At 58.2% G+C, this 18,244-nt stretch carries 20 protein-coding genes; 10 read left to right on the forward strand and 10 right to left on the reverse strand.

The window, feature by feature from the left end:
* Window positions 1-37: 37 nt before the first annotated feature.
* Window positions 38-622, reverse strand: a complete 585-nt coding sequence (locus R1T46_RS18945) for a CPBP family intramembrane glutamic endopeptidase (RefSeq protein ID WP_317306587.1) — start codon at window positions 620-622, stop codon at window positions 38-40.
* Window positions 623-628: 6 nt separating this feature from the next.
* Complete coding sequence (locus tag R1T46_RS18950) at window positions 629-952, reverse strand: antibiotic biosynthesis monooxygenase family protein (RefSeq protein WP_317306589.1); 324 nt, start codon at window positions 950-952, stop codon at window positions 629-631.
* A gap of 312 nt (window positions 953-1,264) precedes the next feature.
* Between R1T46_RS18950 and R1T46_RS18955 the strand changes: the two genes are divergently transcribed.
* The 6 genes from R1T46_RS18955 to R1T46_RS18980 all read left to right on the forward strand — a co-directional run bounded on the left by R1T46_RS18955 (window position 1,265) and on the right by R1T46_RS18980 (window position 6,067).
* Complete coding sequence (locus R1T46_RS18955) at window positions 1,265-1,471, forward strand: cold-shock protein (protein WP_007151952.1); 207 nt, start codon at window positions 1,265-1,267, stop codon at window positions 1,469-1,471.
* Between the two features lie 171 nt (window positions 1,472-1,642).
* Complete coding sequence (gene phnC, locus R1T46_RS18960) at window positions 1,643-2,494, forward strand: phosphonate ABC transporter ATP-binding protein (RefSeq protein WP_085681393.1); 852 nt, start codon at window positions 1,643-1,645, stop codon at window positions 2,492-2,494.
* Window positions 2,491-3,354, forward strand: a complete 864-nt coding sequence (gene phnD, locus R1T46_RS18965; RefSeq protein ID WP_036204430.1) for a phosphate/phosphite/phosphonate ABC transporter substrate-binding protein — start codon at window positions 2,491-2,493, stop codon at window positions 3,352-3,354. Before phnC ends, phnD begins: the two co-directional genes overlap by 4 nt.
* An 8-nt stretch (window positions 3,355-3,362) precedes the next feature.
* The gene (gene phnE / locus R1T46_RS18970; protein ID WP_051946615.1) at window positions 3,363-4,193 is read left to right on the forward strand and encodes a phosphonate ABC transporter, permease protein PhnE; all 831 of its coding nucleotides are present in this window, start codon (window positions 3,363-3,365) and stop codon (window positions 4,191-4,193) included.
* A 9-nt stretch (window positions 4,194-4,202) separates the two neighbouring features.
* Entirely contained in the window at window positions 4,203-5,213 is a 1,011-nt protein-coding gene (locus R1T46_RS18975) for a phosphonate dehydrogenase (protein ID WP_075195888.1), read from the forward strand.
* Window positions 5,207-6,067, forward strand: coding sequence for a LysR family transcriptional regulator (locus R1T46_RS18980; protein WP_075195889.1), 861 nt, complete (start codon window positions 5,207-5,209; stop codon window positions 6,065-6,067). Before R1T46_RS18975 ends, R1T46_RS18980 begins: the two co-directional genes overlap by 7 nt.
* Window positions 6,068-6,087: 20 nt before the next feature.
* Here R1T46_RS18980 and R1T46_RS18985 read toward each other — a convergent pair whose 3' ends face one another.
* Together R1T46_RS18985 and R1T46_RS18990 are read right to left on the reverse strand one after the other, a co-directional pair.
* Window positions 6,088-6,759 (reverse strand): SDR family oxidoreductase, encoded by a 672-nt coding sequence (locus R1T46_RS18985; RefSeq protein WP_317306596.1) that lies wholly within the window; start codon window positions 6,757-6,759, stop codon window positions 6,088-6,090.
* A 56-nt stretch (window positions 6,760-6,815) separates the two neighbouring features.
* Window positions 6,816-7,619, reverse strand: coding sequence for a helix-turn-helix domain-containing protein (locus tag R1T46_RS18990; protein WP_199448930.1), 804 nt, complete (start codon window positions 7,617-7,619; stop codon window positions 6,816-6,818).
* A 109-nt stretch (window positions 7,620-7,728) separates the two neighbouring features.
* On the opposite strand from R1T46_RS18990, the gene R1T46_RS18995 reads away from it, so the two are divergent.
* Both R1T46_RS18995 and R1T46_RS19000 read left to right on the forward strand, forming a co-directional pair.
* Complete coding sequence (locus R1T46_RS18995) at window positions 7,729-8,070, forward strand: hypothetical protein (RefSeq protein WP_199448929.1); 342 nt, start codon at window positions 7,729-7,731, stop codon at window positions 8,068-8,070.
* A gap of 105 nt (window positions 8,071-8,175) precedes the next feature.
* Entirely contained in the window at window positions 8,176-9,192 is a 1,017-nt protein-coding gene (locus tag R1T46_RS19000; RefSeq protein ID WP_286809977.1) for a 2-dehydropantoate 2-reductase, read from the forward strand.
* Between the two features lie 50 nt (window positions 9,193-9,242).
* Here the strand turns inward: R1T46_RS19000 and R1T46_RS19005 are convergent, their stop codons facing one another.
* Window positions 9,243-10,322, reverse strand: a complete 1,080-nt coding sequence (locus tag R1T46_RS19005) for an alpha/beta hydrolase (protein WP_317306599.1) — start codon at window positions 10,320-10,322, stop codon at window positions 9,243-9,245.
* 214 nt (window positions 10,323-10,536) lie between these two features.
* Here R1T46_RS19005 and R1T46_RS19010 point away from each other — a divergent pair, with 214 nt between their 5' ends.
* Window positions 10,537-11,364 (forward strand): zinc-dependent peptidase, encoded by an 828-nt coding sequence (locus R1T46_RS19010; RefSeq protein ID WP_317306600.1) that lies wholly within the window; start codon window positions 10,537-10,539, stop codon window positions 11,362-11,364.
* Complete coding sequence (locus R1T46_RS19015) at window positions 11,348-12,514, forward strand: AI-2E family transporter (RefSeq protein ID WP_317306601.1); 1,167 nt, start codon at window positions 11,348-11,350, stop codon at window positions 12,512-12,514. The genes R1T46_RS19010 and R1T46_RS19015 overlap by 17 nt, the downstream gene beginning before the upstream one ends.
* Before the next feature lie 46 nt (window positions 12,515-12,560).
* On the opposite strand, the gene nuoN is transcribed toward R1T46_RS19015, so the two are convergent.
* Genes nuoN through nuoJ form a run of 5 tightly spaced genes read right to left on the reverse strand, consistent with a single transcriptional unit; the run spans window position 12,561 to window position 18,244 of the window.
* Window positions 12,561-14,000, reverse strand: a complete 1,440-nt coding sequence (gene nuoN / locus R1T46_RS19020) for an NADH-quinone oxidoreductase subunit NuoN (protein ID WP_317306602.1) — start codon at window positions 13,998-14,000, stop codon at window positions 12,561-12,563.
* Window positions 14,000-15,535 carry an NADH-quinone oxidoreductase subunit M gene (nuoM, locus tag R1T46_RS19025; RefSeq protein ID WP_317306603.1) on the reverse strand — a complete coding sequence of 512 codons (1,536 nt, stop codon included), beginning with the start codon at window positions 15,533-15,535 and terminating at the stop codon, window positions 14,000-14,002. Before nuoM ends, nuoN begins: the two co-directional genes overlap by 1 nt.
* Window positions 15,532-17,400, reverse strand: coding sequence for an NADH-quinone oxidoreductase subunit L (gene nuoL, locus R1T46_RS19030; protein ID WP_407070146.1), 1,869 nt, complete (start codon window positions 17,398-17,400; stop codon window positions 15,532-15,534). Before nuoL ends, nuoM begins: the two co-directional genes overlap by 4 nt.
* Window positions 17,397-17,705, reverse strand: coding sequence for an NADH-quinone oxidoreductase subunit NuoK (gene nuoK / locus R1T46_RS19035; protein ID WP_007151973.1), 309 nt, complete (start codon window positions 17,703-17,705; stop codon window positions 17,397-17,399). The genes nuoL and nuoK overlap by 4 nt, the downstream gene beginning before the upstream one ends.
* A complete protein-coding gene (nuoJ, locus tag R1T46_RS19040; RefSeq protein WP_317306605.1) occupies window positions 17,702-18,244 on the reverse strand; it encodes an NADH-quinone oxidoreductase subunit J in 543 nt (180 codons plus the stop codon). The genes nuoK and nuoJ overlap by 4 nt, the downstream gene beginning before the upstream one ends.

Raw genomic sequence — 18,244 nt, forward strand, 5'->3', positions numbered from 1 at the left:
GATTTCCAACCCGAAGAACAGGCGACGCGTTTCTGGTTTATCCAACCCGCACCCCAAACCATTCTGGAAACCGACGCAGACAGTACAACGCAATCATGTCGTAAACACCATGCCAGACCATTACCAGCAACAGGCTGTCCGTCAGTGCATACGCTACTCCCAACACCAATCCCAACCCGGTCGCCAATAGAAAGTAGGTGAACGAAAGATAATGCACCATGCCAAACAGCACCGACGCAGCCACTATCGCAACCACATCGTGGGTGTGTTGGGCCAGCCAACCCTGGATTGCACCGCGGAACAGCAATTCTTCACCAACTCCGGCGAAGACTGCCAAGGCAACCAATACCGGCCATGAATACTCGCAGGCGAAACGGTGCAACTGCTCCAACTGGGAGTCCAGAGAGTCACGAAGCCTGCCCGGAAGCCAGGTCAGCATCATGATCACGACGTACGTTGCCACACTGCCGGCCACTCCCCACAGAACGACCGAGCCAGGACTCAAGCCATCGTACTGAACCGGTATACCGAACAGAAAAATCGCCAGCATCCCCACCACACCAATGCCAGCTTGGAATCCCAATGCGGCCGTGGATGAGATCTGTGGGCGTTTTCGAGCCATGGCCACTCATCTACCTCGCTTGCCAGGCGGCATCACCACCCACTCAGGGTCCTCGAATTCGCCAAGCGGCGTAATCTCGCAAAATGGCGCGGCGCTGCGGATGATTCGGGCCACTTCCGGGTTATGCTGCCTTTCCATGGCATCCCGCTGTTCTTTACTGTCCCAACTGGCGATGGCAATAAGCACATTCGGATCACCAATTTTCCGGTGCAGCTCCGTTCCACGCGCACCCGGCGCCTGCTGGATGATCTCGCTGGCACGAACCCAGGCATCGGCGTATTCCTCTGCCGTGTGCCCTTCTCGTATGCGAACCTCGAAGATGTATTTCATGAGTTCACCCTCGTTCCAAACAGCAATTTCCCAAATAACGGGCCTCTGACTCTCAGAGTAATTGTTTTGATTTTGGATCGCATCGGTAAATGCCTACAAATAAACTTGGCAATTCAGGGGACATAGGAGTAAAGTTCGTTTCGTAGGAAAGATTTAGCACAGCATTTCACGAATAAGACGCATCTCTGTTGTTTTGGTAGTTGTCCGTCCTGTTTTTGATTCCGCGCGTTTTTTGTTTCCGCACAACGCTGATCAGTCATCGTTTAAGATGGTCTGGCGGCACATTAAATTATCGATTTCAGGATTATGATTATGTCGACTACTACCGGTACTGTTAAGTTTTTCAACGAAGCAAAAGGCTTTGGTTTCATCACTCGTGAAAGCGGCCCGGACGTATTCGTTCACTACAGCGCTATTCAAGGCGGCGGATTCAAGACTCTGGCAGAAGGCCAGCAGGTTGAGTTCACCGTAACTGACGGCCAGAAAGGCCCTCAGGCAGAGAACGTTGTTGCTGTTTAAATAACAGTCAGCACGTTTGAAAAAGGCAGCTTCGGCTGCCTTTTTTTATTGCCCCTTCATAATTTCGTCATTGACCTGTCACCTACCTGACACTGTTTTGTCACCCTCAAGGATTACCGTTGCATTGTAACTCGCAATAAAGCGAGCTTATGTATTGCAAAAGGTGATTCCATGCCGTCTATGCATTCCCCCGATATGATGCTCCGCATCGAGGACATGGGAGTAACATACCCCGGCAACATCCTGGCGCTGCGGCCTACCACCGTCGAGTTCCACAAAGGTGAGTTTACGGTACTACTCGGCCTTTCGGGCGCGGGCAAATCGACCCTTCTGCGTTCACTCAATCATCTGGTGCAACCCACCACCGGCACGGTGATCTCGGCTGAGTTCGGCACCCTGAAGACCAGCAGGACGGTCCGCCGGCACCGATGTAGAACTGCCATGGTCTTCCAGCACCACCAACTCATCGAACGACATACCGCGCTCCAGAATGTACTCACAGGCCGGCTTGCCTACCACAGTACGTGGCGCAGCCTGTTTCCCCTACCGAGGGCGGAACTGGAGTACGCCTTGCGTTGCCTGGAGCGTGTTGGTCTTGGTGAAAAGGCCCTTGCGCGGGTGGATCAACTGTCTGGCGGCCAACAACAACGGGTGGGTATCGCCCGCGCCCTGGCGCAACAGCCGTCCATGATCCTCGCGGATGAGCCTGTCGCCAGTCTGGACCCCGCAACGTCCGAACGGGTACTCACACTCTTGCGCGATATCTGCCGGGAGGACGGTATCACCGCCGTAATGTCACTCCACCAGCTGGAGTACGCCCGGCGGTTTGCCGATCGCATCATCGGCCTGGCAAACGCCCGGATCGTATTCGATGCGGAACCGGCAAAGCTGGAGCAACACCATCTTGATGAGATCTACCACAGCGCGAGCGTTGCAGTTTCCGACCCCGGCAAGACCGCCGCGCAGACCTCCCACCCTCAACCATCGAACCATCCCACCAAGCAACTGGAGATCGCCCAATGAAACCGTTATTCAACCTCGTGTTAGTGCTCTGCCTGATGATGGGAATGAACATGCAGGCCTCCGCAGCAGACCCCAACCCGGATCTGCTGAAGGTCGCCCTGCTCCCCGATGAAAATGCCTCTGAACTGATCAAGCGCAACCAGCCTCTGAAAGACTACCTGGAAAGCACCCTCGGGAAAGAAGTGGAACTGATCGTCACAACGGACTATTCGTCCATGATCGAAGCCATGCGCTTCGGCCGTATCGACCTTGGCTATTTCGGCCCACTGTCCTACGTGATGGCGAAGAGTAAAAGCGACATCGAGCCTTTCGCCGCCATGATTGTAGACGGCAAACCCACGTACCGTTCCATCCTCATCGCCAATGCGGACTCGGGCGTGAAGTCCTATGACGATATCAAGGGCAAGAAAATGGCCTATGGCGATCGCGCCTCCACCTCAAGCCACCTCATCCCCAAAACGGTGCTGCTTGAATCTGCCGGACTGGAAGCAGACAGGGACTATGAAGCCCACTTCGTCGGCAGCCACGATTCCGTTGCGGTGAACGTGGCCAACGGCAACGCTGAGGCTGGCGGCCTGTCGGAAGTCATCTTCCAGCATGTCATGGACCGTGGCCTGATTGATCGCGATAACGTCCGGATTCTTGGCTACAGCGGCGAGTTCCCACAGTATCCGTGGGCCATGCGGTCAAACCTGAACCCGGACCTCAAGGCAAAGATACGCGACGCCTTCATCAGCATTAATGACAAAGAAATCCTGAACAACCTTAAGGCCGAGGGGTTTGCCGCTATCGAGGATTCCGACTACGACGTGATCCGCAAGATGGGCGGCCTGCTCAACCTTGATTTCGCGAAGATGTAAGAGGCTTTATGACTCACACGACGACGGAACCGGCGGCCCTGTCGCCGGCTCCGTCGGCTTCCGTGCTGGACGAACACGCACGGGGCTGGCGGAGCAAGCTTTGGCAGGCAGGCCTGGTACTGGCGGTGGTCTTTTTCGCCAGCTGGTACGTGGACCTGCTCGACTTCCGCACCCTTGCTAACGGCGTCCCCGCGATCGCCACCCTGTTACGAGAATCACTACCACCTGATTTCACCAATGTGATGGACTGGGTATCGCCCCTGCTGGACACACTGGCGATGAGCATCGCCGGCACCGCGATTGCGGTTTCAGCCTCCGTGCCCCTGGCCTTTCTGGCGGCCCGAAACACCACGCCCCATCCTGCTGTGTTTCACCTGACCCGCACCCTGCTGAACGGCCTGCGTTCCGTACCGGAACTCATCATGGGCATTATTTTCGTCGCGGCCGTGGGTTTTGGCGCACTGCCAGGGGTGTTGGCCCTTGGCCTGCATTCAATCGGTATGGTCGGCAAGTTCTTCGCAGAAGCCATAGAGCATGTGGATGAAGCCCCCGTTGAGGCCGCTGATGCCTCCGGAGCCACGCGTTTGCAAGTACTCTGGCACGCGGTTCTGCCGCAGGTGCTACCACAGTTTGCCGATGTGTCTATCTATCGCTGGGAATACAACTTTCGCGCCTCCACCGTCATGGGCATGGTCGGTGCCGGCGGTATCGGCTTCGAGCTCATGGGGTCGTTGCGCATCATGCAGTATCAGGAAGTCAGTGCCATCCTCATTGTCATACTGCTGATGGTAACGATGGTGGACAGCCTGAGCGGCCACCTCCGTAAGACATTCAAATAAGGACAGCGAATGAAACCAAGAGTTGTCATCACCCACCGGGTCCACGACAGTATACTTGCCAGCCTGGAGCCCCACTGCGAGCTGATCACTAACCAGTCTGCCGTCACCCTGCCACCGGATTCGGTGAGAGCTCGCGCGGCTACGGCCGATGCCATGATGGCGTTTATGCCAGATCGCGTTAGCGAGGAATTTCTGGTGGCCTGCCCCGACCTGAAAGTGATCGGCGCTGCCCTGAAGGGATTCGATAACTTTGACGTGGACGCCTGCACCCGTCACGGAGTCTGGCTGACCTTCGTCCCCGATTTGCTGACCGTGCCCACCGCCGAACTCACCGTTGGATTAACCATAGGCCTGATTCGCCAGATCCGGCCAGCAGACCAGTTCGTCCGTTCCGGAGAATTCCAGGGCTGGCAGCCTCAATTCTATGGCCTCGGCATTGAAGGCTCGACCATTGGTATTGTGGGCATGGGAGCCATCGGCAAAGCCGTGGCTACACGGCTCCAGGGCTGGGGCGCACGAATACTGTACTCACAACCGGAAAGCCTACCGGCTGCCGAAGAAGACGCCCTGGGCCTTTCCAGGTCAGAGCTTGATGACCTGCTGGCCGAATCCGACATCGTCATACTGGCCCTGGCGCTTAATGAACATACCCTGCACACGCTCAACGCTGACCGCCTGCGCCAGATGAAACGCGGTAGTTTTCTGATCAATCCCTGCCGGGGTTCCGTCGTGGACGAGGCAGCCGTTCTGCAATCGCTGACGTACGGACATCTGGGTGGCTACGCGGCGGACGTGTTTGAAATGGAAGACTGGGCCAGACCGGACCGCCCGCAGCGGATTGATCCGGCACTGCTGGCCCACCCGAACACCCTGTTCACCGCACACACGGGCTCGGCCGTCAGGGACGTGAGATTTGCCATCGAACAGCGGGCAGCCGACAACATCCTTCAGGCGCTCAGAGGCCATCAGCCCCAGGACGCGGTCAACTCACCGCTCGAACCCAAGGGAACAGTATGCTGAACCTGGTCTGGCTCAAGAGTTTTATCACCCTCGTTCAGCACCGCAGTTTCCAGGCCGCCGCCAATCACCTCGGCATCGCCCAGCCCACCCTATCCCAGCACATTCAGAAACTGGAGGAGCAGCTGGACGTATTATTGATCCAACGCGGCAAGTCCGGTTGCGAACCCACCAGGGCGGCCCAGGCGCTGATGCCGTTCGCCCTAAGCATGTTACGCCTGGACCAACGCGCGCGGGAGGCGGTCACGGGAACAAGTCTGCGGGTAGGTGCCAGCTCCAACATCGGTATCTACATGCTGCAGCCTCACGTTCGCTCCTTCATGGACCGGAAGACCTCTCCGCACGTGGATCTGGTGATCGACAATAACCCCGCCATCGCACGACAGCTCACCAGCGGCGAATTGGATATCGCAGTCATGGAGTGGTGGCACCCCAAGCCCGGCTTCCAGGCCCGTGACTGGAAACAGGAGCCAGTGGTGTTGATTGTGCCGCCTGGCCACCCCTGTGCCGATATGACGCAGATCAACCGGGAAGCCCTGGCAGGAATGACGCTGCTGGGCGGCGAGCCAGGGACCGGCACTGGCCGTTTATTGGCTAATTTCTTTGGCGACGACGGGCCTTTTCCGGAGGTATCGATGCAACTGGGCAGTACCGAAGCCGTAAAGCAGGCGGTCAAGGCGGGGGTGGGTATTTCGCTGGTGTTGGCGGCTTCGGTCACTGACGAAGTGCGAGCAGGCACCCTGCGAGCCATCCCCGTCAGCGATCCCGGGCTTGCAAAGGAACTGGTGGTCATCTGCCCCGAGACGATTGCCCGGCATCCACCGGTCTCCAGCTTTGTCAGCCACCTATGCCACTGAGCGAGGCCCCTGGCAAGCTATTACCAGGGCAGTTCCTCACCATTGCTGTGCCAGAAGGAGCCCGTGTTTTCCAGGTTAAGGCCCTCGATTCTCGCCGCCAAGCCCTTTGCTGACTCCTCGGGCGTAATCAGTCCGCCGAAATTCACCATACGGGTTTGCACATAACCAGGATGGAGCTGGGCCACCGCAATGCCCTTTGGTTTAAGGTCCATCGCCAGGGACTTGCCAAAGGCGTTCAGCGCCGCCTTGGACGCACGGTAGCCATAGCGGCCGCCGGAGTCGTTGTCCGCGATAGAGCCCATCCGGCTGGTGATGTTGGCAATCTTACCGCCGTACGGTATCTGGGACACCAGCGCTTCCGCCACCCTCAATGGCGCGTAAGCGTTGATTTCCATCTGGGTACGAATGGAATCGAAATCAATGCTGCCCAGTTTTTCATCCTGCAGCAGGCCGGCATTATTGATCAGCAGGTCGATCGACTGGCCCTTCACGCCGTCAATCAATGACTGAAGTCCACTTGCCGTGGTGACGTCAACAGATTCAATGACACGAGTCGCCACCTCCTTGAGCTCGGATGACGCTTCCCGACATACGCCAATCACGTCACAGCCTTCACCTGCAAAGTGACGGGCCAACTCAAGCCCGATGCCGCGATTGGCCCCGGTAATCACAACGGTTCTTTGTTCAGGCATGACAGCCTCCTGTTATTGGGGTAAAGGTCCGTTATACGGACTCACCACTGCAGTGTTCAACCCTCAAATTGAGAGAAAAATCGCCGGGCACTGTCGTTGGCGGGAAAGATCATCTCGACCCGTAGCTCCGAGAGAAACACATCGTTCACGGGCCCGAAGTGCGCAATCATTGTGGTGGTTTCCAGGATGTCCCCTCCCATGTTCAGGCGCGTATGGATCGACGGGCTCGCCGGCATCAATTCCGGCCTGGGGGTCTTCCGCAACAGATCCTGGACTTCCTGGATAAGTGCCTGCATGCGCTCGTCCCCCTGGTAGCGGGAAGCGTCATTGACCAAGTATTCATAGGCCGCCCAGGCCACCTCGTCCCAGTTTACGACCAGTTCTTTCCATTTCGTTGAGGACAGATACTCGCGGTAGAGATTGGCAGGCGGGTCTACTTTGAACTCAGGAAACATCAGAAACGCCGTCGCGTTGCCATCCACCACATCGCCCCAGCGATTGAGTACCAAGGCGGGATATGGCTGATGACTGGTGATCAGCTCATGAATGGCCTTGCGGTAGACCGCCAGTTCCTTGCTGTCATAGTCTTCCTCGAAATAGGCCGCTGGCAACCCGGCAGCCATCAACATTTCATTGCGCTCACGCAAGGGAACCTCAAGGGTTCCAGCGAGCTTCAGTATCAGGTCTCGCTTCGGGCGGGAACGGCCGGTTTCAATAAAAGAAAGATGGCGGGGTGATATGTCCGCCTCCAGCGCCAGGTCCAACTGACTCATGCCCCGATGACGTCGCCAATACCGCAGCTTGTGGCCAAACGCGCTGTGTTCGCCACCCCGGGAAATCGATGTTTCGCTGACAGTCATGTTGCCTGGCCTTTACCTAATCGGGAAGTGCGCCGGTATAACTACAGGCGCATGATCTTTGTCGAAAGCATACTCAATTTTTACACCCCGTACACGGAGGCACACTGTCATGATACTGACTCGCATCGTCCCACTGGTTTTCGTACTTTTCATCAGTTTCACTCTGTGGGTGCTGGCCACCTCGGATAAAGACTTCTGGCAATGGGCCATCAGCCTGTTCGCCGAAAAGGAATCCCTGCAGGTCGTCCTCGATCTAGGCATCGCCCTGCTGTTGCTGATGTACTTTCTGTACCGCGATCATGTTGCCCAGGGCGGGCATTTCAGGAGCTTTGCACCCTTCCTGGTCGCCACGCCGCTCCTTGGCGTGATTGCGCCACTCGCCTATCTGACACTGCGGGCCTTCCAGCCAAAACGGCTGGTTGCCATGCCTCGGAACCCGAACAACATCTGACACGGAACCACTGAACAAGGCTCCGCCAACGTCTTGCCGGAGCCCCGACAGTTGACTCTCGCGGGCAGCCCTTTCACTATTCGGGAAAACAATAAGGCAAAGCCCGTGACGCAGAGTTCTTTCAAGGTCGTTATATTTGGCGCTGGCAGTATCGGCTGTTACCTCGGAGGCAGGCTTCTTTCTTCCGGTGTGAACGTGGTCATGGTGGGCCGAAAGACCATGCAGGAGCGCCTTCGAACCTCCCCACTGACGGTCACTGACTATGAAGGGTTTCGCTTCCACAGCCAACTGGCCGAGCACCAGTATGTGACCTCTGCCGAGGCGGCGGGCAACGCCGATCTCGTGCTGGTAACGGTCAAATCCGCCGCCACCTCCGAGGCCGGCAAACAGCTCGCGCCCTGGGTGAGCGAGGGCATACCGGTGGTCAGCCTGCAAAACGGAATCTCCAACGCAGAGCACCTCCAGGCCGCTATGCCCAACGCCAACGTATTGGCCGGGATGGTTCCATTCAACGTGCTGCAACAGGAGCCGGGGCATTTCCATCAAGGCACTCAGGGCCACCTGATGGCCGACCGGCACCCGTCACTGCAACCGGCCCTGCCCTGGTTTGAGCATGCCGGGCTCCCCCTGGAACTGCGGCGCGATATCGAATCGGTGATGTGGTCCAAGCTGTTACTCAATCTGAATAACCCGGTCAACGCCCTTTCTGGCGTTCCGCTGCTGGAAGAGCTCTCGCAAAGGGACTATCGCCGCTGCCTGGCAATGGCTCAGAGAGAGACGCTAGAGCTCCTTAAATCGGCAGGCATACCCACGGTAAAACTCACAGGCCTGCCTACCAAACTGATTCCTTCCGTGATGTCACTACCAGATTGGCTGTTTACCCGACTAGCCAAACGGATGCTCACCATCGATCCTGTTGCACGTTCCTCCATGTGGGAAGATCTTCAGGCCGGGCGCCCAACGGAAGTTGACTGGATCAATGGCGAAGTCGTGAAACTGGCCGAAAAGCTGGGCACGGACGCACCGGTCAACCGCAAACTCGTGCAATTAATGCGTGAGCGCGAAAAGACGCCGCGGGTCTGGAGCGCCAGAGAGCTGCTGTCGGCACTTGTGATCAAATAGTCAGGCCGCTGCCATAAAGATACGTCCTGTAAGGATTCACCCCCCGAGATCTATAGTCGGTGAACATTCCGTGAGGGATCGTAGCGTGTCGGTTTCTCGGCTACCTGACCATTCAGCGCGACCCGAAAGAACTCCAGCACCTTTTTGTTGTTCAACGGCTTATCCTCGAAATAGGCATGCGAATCCCCGACATAGGGCTGATCGGTAACGTCGATATAGGTCGCCACCCTGGAATCCAGCCGGCGCAGGTAATGGCCAAGCCGGGCTTTTTGCTGTTCGCCCATTTTCAGGCGAGAAGCCTTCAGGGCTCCGTCGTTTTCGTTGATGGTGATATAGAGACGATTGCGGTAGGGAATTCGGTCCACCCACTCGGCGTGGTTTTCATTATTGGTGTCCGCGGCCACCATCACAACGTTATCGAACAGCAGCCGATCTCCGCTGTACACCGAACTCCCCAGCAAATGCTTGTAGAGATAGTTCCCCATGCTGTGCAACATCAGATTCACAGTGAACGGGCAGTGCTTCTCGACTTCCTTCGCAAAGTAGCGGTCCCACGCGGCGGCGTTGTCTGCAAACCGGGCTTCCGCACGCGCCTCCAGATCCATCACGTACTGCGCATGAAAGTCGCTCACCAGGGCTTCCAGCTTCTCCAGCACGCGATTGAATGCCCCTACCGAGGCGAGGGCGTCCCGCTTGTCGCTCTTGTAGCTGAGCACGCCGTGCAACCCTCCACCATTGGCGGGCCAACTGAACACAATGACTTCAACGCCGAAGTTCTGCTCCAGCCTTTCGGCACGATCAAGCACATCAGTCATATCGTTGTTGTAACCATGAACAAACAACAGCAGGTTTCTTCCGTTCGGGCGCGCACCAGCGCCGTGGCCGGATCTCTCGATCAGTTTGCGGGCCACGTAGGCGCTCGCCGGGTAGGTATTGTCGGGATTAAGATCGACACTCTTCGCCATTTGCGGTGTGATCTGGTCAGGCAGGATATCAATATGCCAGCGGTTTCGCCGGCGGGATGCCTCCGCCAGCCGCAACTCGTTGGGACCCTCAATGGGCTTGCTACCAAATGCTTCGTTTTCACTGTGTTTGCTTTCATCGACGGTTCGATTGGTCACGATATACATGGAGCAGATTCCTTTATGCTTCCATGCCACGAACGAACTGGTGGCCACTACTGATAGGAAGTAACGAAAAGTTCCCTGACGGCCGCCCTACAACCCCCTATGATGAACGGCATCAGAATTCAATCAAGATGTGGGAATGTTGCTACCCAACACCTAATTCATTAGCAAACTGAACTAAAATGTCAAATCACCACACAGCCCCGGAACCTTGCCAATGCTGATCTACACTCTCTGCGCGCTGTCCGTGATTGCCGCCTCGGTTTTCTATCTGTTTTTCTACCGCAACTGGCGCCGCGAGAGACAACTTCAGACCCCCTTTCCGGAGAACTGGCGTGCGACGCTCGAGTCCCAGGTACCCTTGTTCCGTGCGTTGCCGGCAAAGCTCAAACGACAACTGGAGCAACATGTACAGCTGTTCCTGGCGGAGAAATCCTTTTACGGCTGCGACGGGTTCGAGGTGGACGACACCGTACGCCTGACCATCGCGGGACATGCATGTCTGCTCATCATGAACCGCAGCTATTCCGACTTCGACGACATCCGCAGTATCCTGGTCTATCCGGACGCCTATCGTGTCAGGGATGTCGAGCATGATGGCCTGGTGGTGAGCGAGAGTAATGAAATTCGCGCTGGCGAAGCCTCCAGTCATGGCCAGGTCGTTCTGGCCTGGACACAGTGCGAAGAAGGTGCGGTCAACCCTGATGGGCACCATAACGTGATTCTTCATGAATTCGCCCACCAGCTAGACTACCTTGACGGGACTGCGGACGGCGCTCCGCCACTCAGTGGCGAACAGGCAAGGCATTGGCAGGAAACGATGACTCAGGCCTATGAACACTTGAGGCAATCGCTTCAACATCACCAGAAGCCCTGGCTGGACCCATATGGCGCCACCGAACCCGCCGAGTTTTTTGCGGTGCTGACGGAAGCCTTTTACCAACAGCCGGAACATCTGAAAGCGGAACAGCCGGAAGTCTACGAGGCGCTGCAACGATTTTACCGATTAGACACGGAGGCAATATCCCATGGAGAACGGCGATAAGACAAAGCGTGATGAGTCGGGAGCAGACAACAACTCCCAGAACAGTCAGGCGCTGATCGATGCCATCAATATGCGCAGCACGTCGCTTATCACACTCACAAGTATCGCCACCCTTTATTTTATCGACTGGGCCCAGGCGGTTCTTTTGCCACTGGTGGTGGCCGTGTTAATCAGCTACGCCCTTGAACCCCTTGTCGCCACAATCAATCGGTTGAGAGTACCCCGTCCCTTGGCGGCGGCTGTGGTGTTGATTCTGCTTATAGGTATCATCGCCGGAGCCAGCATTCCCCTGAAGCAGGAAGCCATGGCTATGCTGGACAAGATACCGGTGGCCATCGAACAGTTTCAGCAGAATGAAGCCAGCCGCCCCAAGGACGGGGAAAGCATGATGGAAAAAGCGCAATCCGCCGCGAAGAAAATTGAGGCGACCGCCAGCCCCGATCAGGGTAACAGAGACGCATCGCGATCGGGTGCAACACCCGTGCGCGTGGTTGACGACCCTCTTGAGATCAAAGATTACGTACTTCAGGGTTCCCCGGCGGCGCTGGTGCTGATTTCCCAATGCTTCTCGGCATTATTGCTGGTGTATTTCATGCTCGCGATTGGCTCACTGTACAGACGCAAGATCGTCAAAATATCCGGCCCATCTTTTGCTCGAATGCGCAAAGCCGCCCGAATCATGAACGAGTTCCATCGCAGCGTACGGCAGTTCCTGTTTGTGATGTTTGTAGGTGCCGTATTCGTGGGCGTGCTGACCTGGCTGGCGTTCTTGGCATTGGGCGTTGAGCAGGCCGGTTTTTGGGGCGTTCTGGCCGGTGTCGCCAGTGCCATACCGTACCTGGGTCCGTTTCTGGTGCTCGTGGGCACGGGTGTGGCGGCCTTTATCCAGTTTGGCGAATTGGAGATGTCGATCGTCGTTGCCGGCACCTCGCTGGCCATCACCAGCGTTCAGGGCTATCTGCTGACGCCCTGGCTTACCAGCCATATTTCCAGCCTCAACGCGGTTGCCATTTTTATCGGCCTGCTGTTCTGGGGCTGGCTCTGGGGACCCGTAGGCCTCGTGGTTGCCACTCCAATCCTGATGATCGTCAAGTCATTGTGCGACCATGTCGTTAATTTACGCCCAGTCGGTGAGCTTCTTGGTAAATAGAGCAAAGCGGTGCTTCCACCCGGGCCGCAACTTTCGGAGCTAAACGTCAGAAAGCCGTTGCCGACAGCCCGGCCACCCACTGGATCATTGGCGAGGGATAAACACCCAGCACCAGGATCAACACGGCCACGACCAGCAGCGTCAGCCCACCAATGCGGTTGCCCCAGTCGTTGGTGGCGTCCATCCGGCGCATGCCGGGTTCCGGCAGGTACAGGGTCACCATCACCCTCAGGTAGTAGAACAAGCCAATGGCGCTGCCTGCAACGATACCGCCCACCAGCCACCAGCGGTTTTCGGCAACCCCCAGTGCCAACACATAGAACTTGCCGATAAACCCCGCAGTGAGCGGGATGCCGGCCAGGGACAGGAAGCTCACGGTCATCACGGCTGCCAGCCATGGACGGCGCCAGAACAGCCCACGGTAATAATGCAGTCCGGCTGCATCTTCACCACTGAACGGGCTGGACAGCTGGGTAACCACGCCGAAGGCTGCCAGTGTGGTGACGAGGTAGGTCACCAGATAAACCCCCACGGTTTCTACTGCCAGTGCCCCACCTGCAACGATGGCCACCATCAGGTAGCCAAAATGGGCAATGGAGGAATAACCAAGCAGTCGTTTCAAGTTGGATTGGAACAACGCCAACAGGTTGCCTCCCAACATGGTGATCAGGGCCAACAGTGTTATCAGCGTGTTCAACCAGTCGCTGTTAAACACCGGCGCAACGGTCACCAGACGCAACAACAGCACGAACACCGCCAACTTGCTGACCGTGGCGAGGAAAATGGTGGCCGGCGCAGGCCCACCCTGGTAAACGTCCGGCGTCCAGAGATGAAAGGGAACAATGGAGAGCTTGAAGCCAAGCCCCACCAGCATCAGCACAGCCCCGGCCAGCGTCCATGCGTCGGAGGTGTTTGCCAGCCCGGCCGCCAGGCCCGCCAGATCGAGATGCCCGGTACGGGCATAGATCAAAGCCATGCCAAACAACAGGAACGCCGTCGCGGCCGCAGACAGAACCAGATACTTGATGCCGGCCTCCAGAGACCGTTCTGCCCGAAAGCTATAGGCCAACATGCCGTAGAGGGGCATCGACAACAGTTCCAGGCTGATGAACAAGGTCGCCAGATGGTCGCTGGCCACCAGCCCCAGTGCCCCGGTCACCGCACACAAGAGCAACAGGTAAAACTCTTCCTTGGGGCCAATGTAACCGGTCAGGTAATGATGACTCAGGGCGACCGTGACCAGCGCACACAACAGCACCAGCACGCTGCCCATTAACGCCAGCCCATCCATAGTCATCAGTGGCGGCGATGACAATGCTGTGGAGGCCACAGGCACGCATGCCAGAGCCAATACCAGCCCAATGGCCGAAACCAACGCTGTGGCACCATGGTGCCGCTGCCAGGCTACGCCAAGCATGACGATCACCGCGGTGGCACCAACGACGATCAGTGGTATGAGTGCAACCAGATTTGCCAGGGTCAGCATCAGTTCACCTCCCCTGCGCGGCTGGCCAGTTCTGCCCCGGCTTGCTCAAACAGATCGGCAGCCGGGCCCGCTATCGGGGCGGTAATGTCGAGTATTGGCTGAGGATAGAGCCCCACCATCACCGTCAGTACAAGCAGCACCAACATCATGCCGTATTCTCTCGCGTCCGGCCCTCTCAGGGCGCCCTGGCGGTATTCCGGGCCATAATGCACCCGCTGCATCAGCAGCAGGGAGTATATCGCCGCCAGCACCAGCCCCACGCTGGCAATCACCACCACGACCGGCGCGCTGGGGAAGGTGCCAAACAGCACCATGAATTCACCCACGAAATTGGCGGTGGCAGGCATACCCAGGGAGGCGGCGACGAAACACAGGGTAAAACCGGGCAGCACCGGAATTCGACCCCATAAGCCGCCCATGATCCGCATGTCACGGGTGTGAATGCGCTCATACAGTTGGCCGCTGAGAATAAACAGCCCGGCGCTGGAGAAGGCATGGGCCACCATTAGGATGATCGCCCCTTGAATCGCCAGTTCTGAGCCTGAATACAAGGCAATCAGCACGAAACCCATGTGGGAAATACTGGTATAGGCGATCAGGCGCTTGATGTCCTGCTGACCACAAGCCAGGACGGCGCCATAGATAATGCCCACCAGCCCGAGTGTCATGGCGACAGGCGCAAACGCCTGGGACTCTTCCGGGAACAGCGGCAGCGCAAACCGCAGGATGCCGTAGGCGGCGGTTTTCAACAAGATACCGGCCAGATCGACACTGCCGGCGGTCGGCGCCTGGGCATGGGCATCCGGAAGCCAGCCGTGGAAGGGCACCACCGGCAGCTTCACGGCAAAGGCGACGAAGAAGCCCAGCATCAGCCACGGCGCCAGCGCCTCCGGGACATCAGTATCCAGCAAGGTATCGTAGCTGAAAGACAGTTCGCCGGTGTTGGCGTAATGCACGAACACCAGTGAGAGTATCGCCACCAGCATGAGCAGGCCACTTGCCTGGGTGTAGATGAAGAATCGGGTAGCGGCTCGAATCCGGGTCTGCCCCGCCGAGCCGCTGTGCCCCCAGAGCGCAATCAGGAAGTACATCGGCACCAGCATCATTTCCCAGAACAGGAAGAACAGGAACAGGTCCAGCGCCAGGAATACGCCCACAACACCACCGAGGATGAACAGCAGGTTCAGGTGGAAAAAGCCCACACGGTGGTCAATCTCGTGCCAGGAACAGAGTACAGCCAATGCGCCGAGGAACCCGGTCAACGCCACCAGGATCAGCGACAGGCCGTCCATCGCCAGATGAATCTCAATACCAAAACGCGGGATCCAGGACGTTCTCCATTCCAGCAGCCAATGCCTGGTGACCTCACCCGGCAACGCAAAATCACCGGTTACCCAGAGCACCAGGCTGATAACCAGTACAAACAACATGGTGGCCAGCGCTATCCAGCGAGGCGCCCTGTCGCCCCACTGGTCCGCCTGCCAGCACAGCAGTCCACCCACAAACGGGATCAGGATCAGCCACACAAGGATCATGCTACCCCTCCCGGCAACACCGCCAGAGCCAGCAGGATGATCGTGGCGCCCAGTACCATCACCAGGGCGTAGCTGCGCACGCGACCGTTCTGGCTTTTCACCAGCCCGGCGTTAAGCGCACGCGCCAATAGCGCTGGCAGATTCATCACCAGGTTCACCAGATCCACCCTCAGAACCTTTACCATCCACTGCCAGGGCTGCACCAGCACCCGGTCAAACAGGGCGTCAAAACCCCACGCATGGTGCCAGAGTGTCCACAGGCGGGCGCCTATGCCCTGCCCGACCTGTTTTGCAAGCCAGTCACGCCGCCAAAGGAACAGCCATGCTGCCAACAGCAAACCCGCGATAGCGGCACCCATGGCAAGTACCTGCAGCAGGGTATGGCCGGTGTCCGCTGCTTCTCCGGGTGCGTCCGGGAAGAGTCCGCCAAGGCCAGGATAGAGCCAGGCGCCGATAAAGGTGGACAGCGCCGCCAGCACCATCAGCGGGAGGTGATGAGTCAGTGGGTTGGTGCCGGGTTCCGGATGGCGGGCGTGGTCGCTTCCGGGCTCGCCATGGAAGGTGCCGAGGATCAGTCGAACCGTATAGATGCCGGTCAACACCGCACCCAGCAATCCAACAATCAATAGGCCGGTCTGGTCAGCCGCCATTGCCTGCCACAGGATTTCGTCCTTGCTGAAAAAGCCAGCCGACACCAGTGGCAATGCCACCAGCGCCGCACCGCCCACGAGGAAGCCACCATAAGCCACGGGCAGCTTGCGCCAAAGCCCGCCGAGCCGCCGCATGTCCTGTTCGTGGTGGCAACTGATGATCACTGCCCCGGCAGACAGGAACAGCAGGGCCTTGAAGAAGGCGTGGGTCACCAGATGGAAGATCGCAGCATCGAACGCGCCTACCCCCAACGCCACGAACATGTAGCCAATCTGGCTCATGGTGGAGTAGGCCAGCACGCGCTTGATATCGGTCTGGGCCAGAGCCGCAAAGGCCGCCAGCAGCAGAGACACCGCCCCGATCACGCCGACCAGCAGGAGCACATCCGGGGCCAGCAGGAACAGGCCATTGAGCCGGGCAATCAGGTACACGCCCGCCGTGACCATGGTCGCCGCGTGGATCAGCGCAGACACCGGCGTGGGGCCAGCCATGGCGTCGGGCAACCAGGTATGCAGTGGGACCTGAGCCGACTTGCCGAGGGCACCACCAAGTACCAGTAACGCCGCCAGGTTGGCGGTGGTACTGCCTTCCTGCCACTGCTGCGGAGCCAGGGCCAGCAACTCCTGGATATCGAGTGTGCCCAGCTCCATGAAGATCAGAAACAGCCCCAGCGCCAGAAACACGTCGCCAATGCGTGTCACCACGAACGCCTTGAAAGCCGCCCAGCCATTGGCGCTGCCCTGGTAGTAATAGCCGATCAGGCCATAGCTGCAGAGGCCTACACCCTCCCAGCCGAGGAACAACAACAGCAGGTTGTCTCCCAGCACCAGCAGCATCATGCTGAACACAAACAGGTTCATCCAGGCGTAGAAGCGGGTAATGCCTTCCTCACCGGTCATGTACCAGGCGGCGAAGAGGTGAATCAGGAAACCCACACCGGTAATCACTGACATCATCACCAGCGCCAGGCCATCCACTGCCAGGCCGATGGTGGGCTGGAAATCCCCGACCGCAATCCAGGTCCAAAGGGTTATCCCTTCACTGCCGCCGGCATGAGCCATCGTCGCCCAGGCCGTGGCCAGCGCCGCCAGCCCCACGCTACCGACGCCCACTACGGAACTGGCCAATGCGCCCAAGCGTCCGCCGCTAAACGCCAGGATCAGCGTGCCCGCCAGAGGCAACAGGAACGAAAGAATCACTGCCATCGCCATCATCCACGCATCCTGCTAACGGCATCCAGATTCAGGGAGCGGAACCGCTGATAAAGCTGGATCATCAGTGCCAGCCCAACACTGGCTTCCGCCGCCGCCAGTGTAATTACCAGCAGGAACATGGCCTGCCCATCGGGCTGGTTCCAGGCTGTCGCTCCCACCACAAATGCCAACGCCGCCGAATTAAGCATGACTTCCAGGCTCATCAGCACAAACAACATGCTGCGGCGCAGCATCAGCCCCAGCAGCCCCAGGCTGAACAGAATGGCGGCCAGGATCAGCCCATGCTCCATGGGAATTCCCGTCATGAGTTGCCTCCCTGGTTGCGGTTGTCCATTGAGCTCTGCTTTCGCAGGGGGTTTGAGCGCCGCCCCACATGGGACGCTGTCACCAGGGCCGCCAGCAGGAGAATGGCGGCCAGCTCCACCACCATCAACCAGGGCCCGAACAGGGTCAGGGCCACGGCTCGTGCGGTCAGCAGCTCACCATCGATCATCTGCCCGATGCCACCCTGACCGATCAGGGCCGCCAGGGCACCCAGAAGCAGCAACGTTAGCAACGACGGCCCTGCCCAATGGCGAGGATTCCGCCAGGACGGTTCCCGCTCCGCATCCGACCGCAGGTTCAGCATCATCACCACGAACACAAACAGCACCATGATCGCCCCGGCATACACGATGATTTCCAGGGCGCCGGCAAACGGTGCCCCCAGGGCAAAGAACACCAGTGCCACGGCGATCAGCGACACAATCAGATACACCACCGCATGAACCGGGCTGGTGCCAGTGATCACGCCAATGGTCGCCAGCACCGCCACCAGTCCACTGACATAGAAGGCCAGCTCCAT

The organism is Marinobacter salarius (assembly GCF_032922745.1).
GTDB lineage: Bacteria > Pseudomonadota > Gammaproteobacteria > Pseudomonadales > Oleiphilaceae > Marinobacter.

Bases quoted from the DNA above. Each gene is read 5' to 3' on its own strand.
- R1T46_RS18980 (WP_075195889.1), top strand. From the start codon at position 5,207: ATGCTGAACCTGGTCTGGCTCAAGAGTTTTATCACCCTCGTTCAGCAC.
- phnD (WP_036204430.1), top strand. From the start codon at position 2,491: ATGAAACCGTTATTCAACCTCGTGTTAGTGCTCTGCCTGATGATGGGA.
- nuoJ (WP_317306605.1), bottom strand. From the start codon at position 18,244: ATGGAGCTGGCCTTCTATGTCAGTGGACTGGTGGCGGTGCTGGCGACC.
- nuoK (WP_007151973.1), bottom strand. From the start codon at position 17,705: ATGACGGGAATTCCCATGGAGCATGGGCTGATCCTGGCCGCCATTCTG.
- R1T46_RS19015 (WP_317306601.1), top strand. From the start codon at position 11,348: ATGGAGAACGGCGATAAGACAAAGCGTGATGAGTCGGGAGCAGACAAC.
- R1T46_RS18955 (WP_007151952.1), top strand. From the start codon at position 1,265: ATGTCGACTACTACCGGTACTGTTAAGTTTTTCAACGAAGCAAAAGGC.
- nuoN (WP_317306602.1), bottom strand. From the start codon at position 14,000: ATGCTGACCCTGGCAAATCTGGTTGCACTCATACCACTGATCGTCGTT.
- phnE (WP_051946615.1), top strand. From the start codon at position 3,363: ATGACTCACACGACGACGGAACCGGCGGCCCTGTCGCCGGCTCCGTCG.
- R1T46_RS18985 (WP_317306596.1), bottom strand. From the start codon at position 6,759: ATGCCTGAACAAAGAACCGTTGTGATTACCGGGGCCAATCGCGGCATC.
- R1T46_RS19005 (WP_317306599.1), bottom strand. From the start codon at position 10,322: ATGTATATCGTGACCAATCGAACCGTCGATGAAAGCAAACACAGTGAA.
- R1T46_RS18975 (WP_075195888.1), top strand. From the start codon at position 4,203: ATGAAACCAAGAGTTGTCATCACCCACCGGGTCCACGACAGTATACTT.
- R1T46_RS18950 (WP_317306589.1), bottom strand. From the start codon at position 952: ATGAAATACATCTTCGAGGTTCGCATACGAGAAGGGCACACGGCAGAG.
- nuoL (WP_407070146.1), bottom strand. From the start codon at position 17,400: ATGATGGCGATGGCAGTGATTCTTTCGTTCCTGTTGCCTCTGGCGGGC.
- R1T46_RS19010 (WP_317306600.1), top strand. From the start codon at position 10,537: ATGCTGATCTACACTCTCTGCGCGCTGTCCGTGATTGCCGCCTCGGTT.
- R1T46_RS18945 (WP_317306587.1), bottom strand. From the start codon at position 622: ATGGCTCGAAAACGCCCACAGATCTCATCCACGGCCGCATTGGGATTC.
- nuoM (WP_317306603.1), bottom strand. From the start codon at position 15,535: ATGATCCTTGTGTGGCTGATCCTGATCCCGTTTGTGGGTGGACTGCTG.
- R1T46_RS18995 (WP_199448929.1), top strand. From the start codon at position 7,729: ATGATACTGACTCGCATCGTCCCACTGGTTTTCGTACTTTTCATCAGT.
- R1T46_RS18990 (WP_199448930.1), bottom strand. From the start codon at position 7,619: ATGACTGTCAGCGAAACATCGATTTCCCGGGGTGGCGAACACAGCGCG.
- phnC (WP_085681393.1), top strand. From the start codon at position 1,643: ATGCCGTCTATGCATTCCCCCGATATGATGCTCCGCATCGAGGACATG.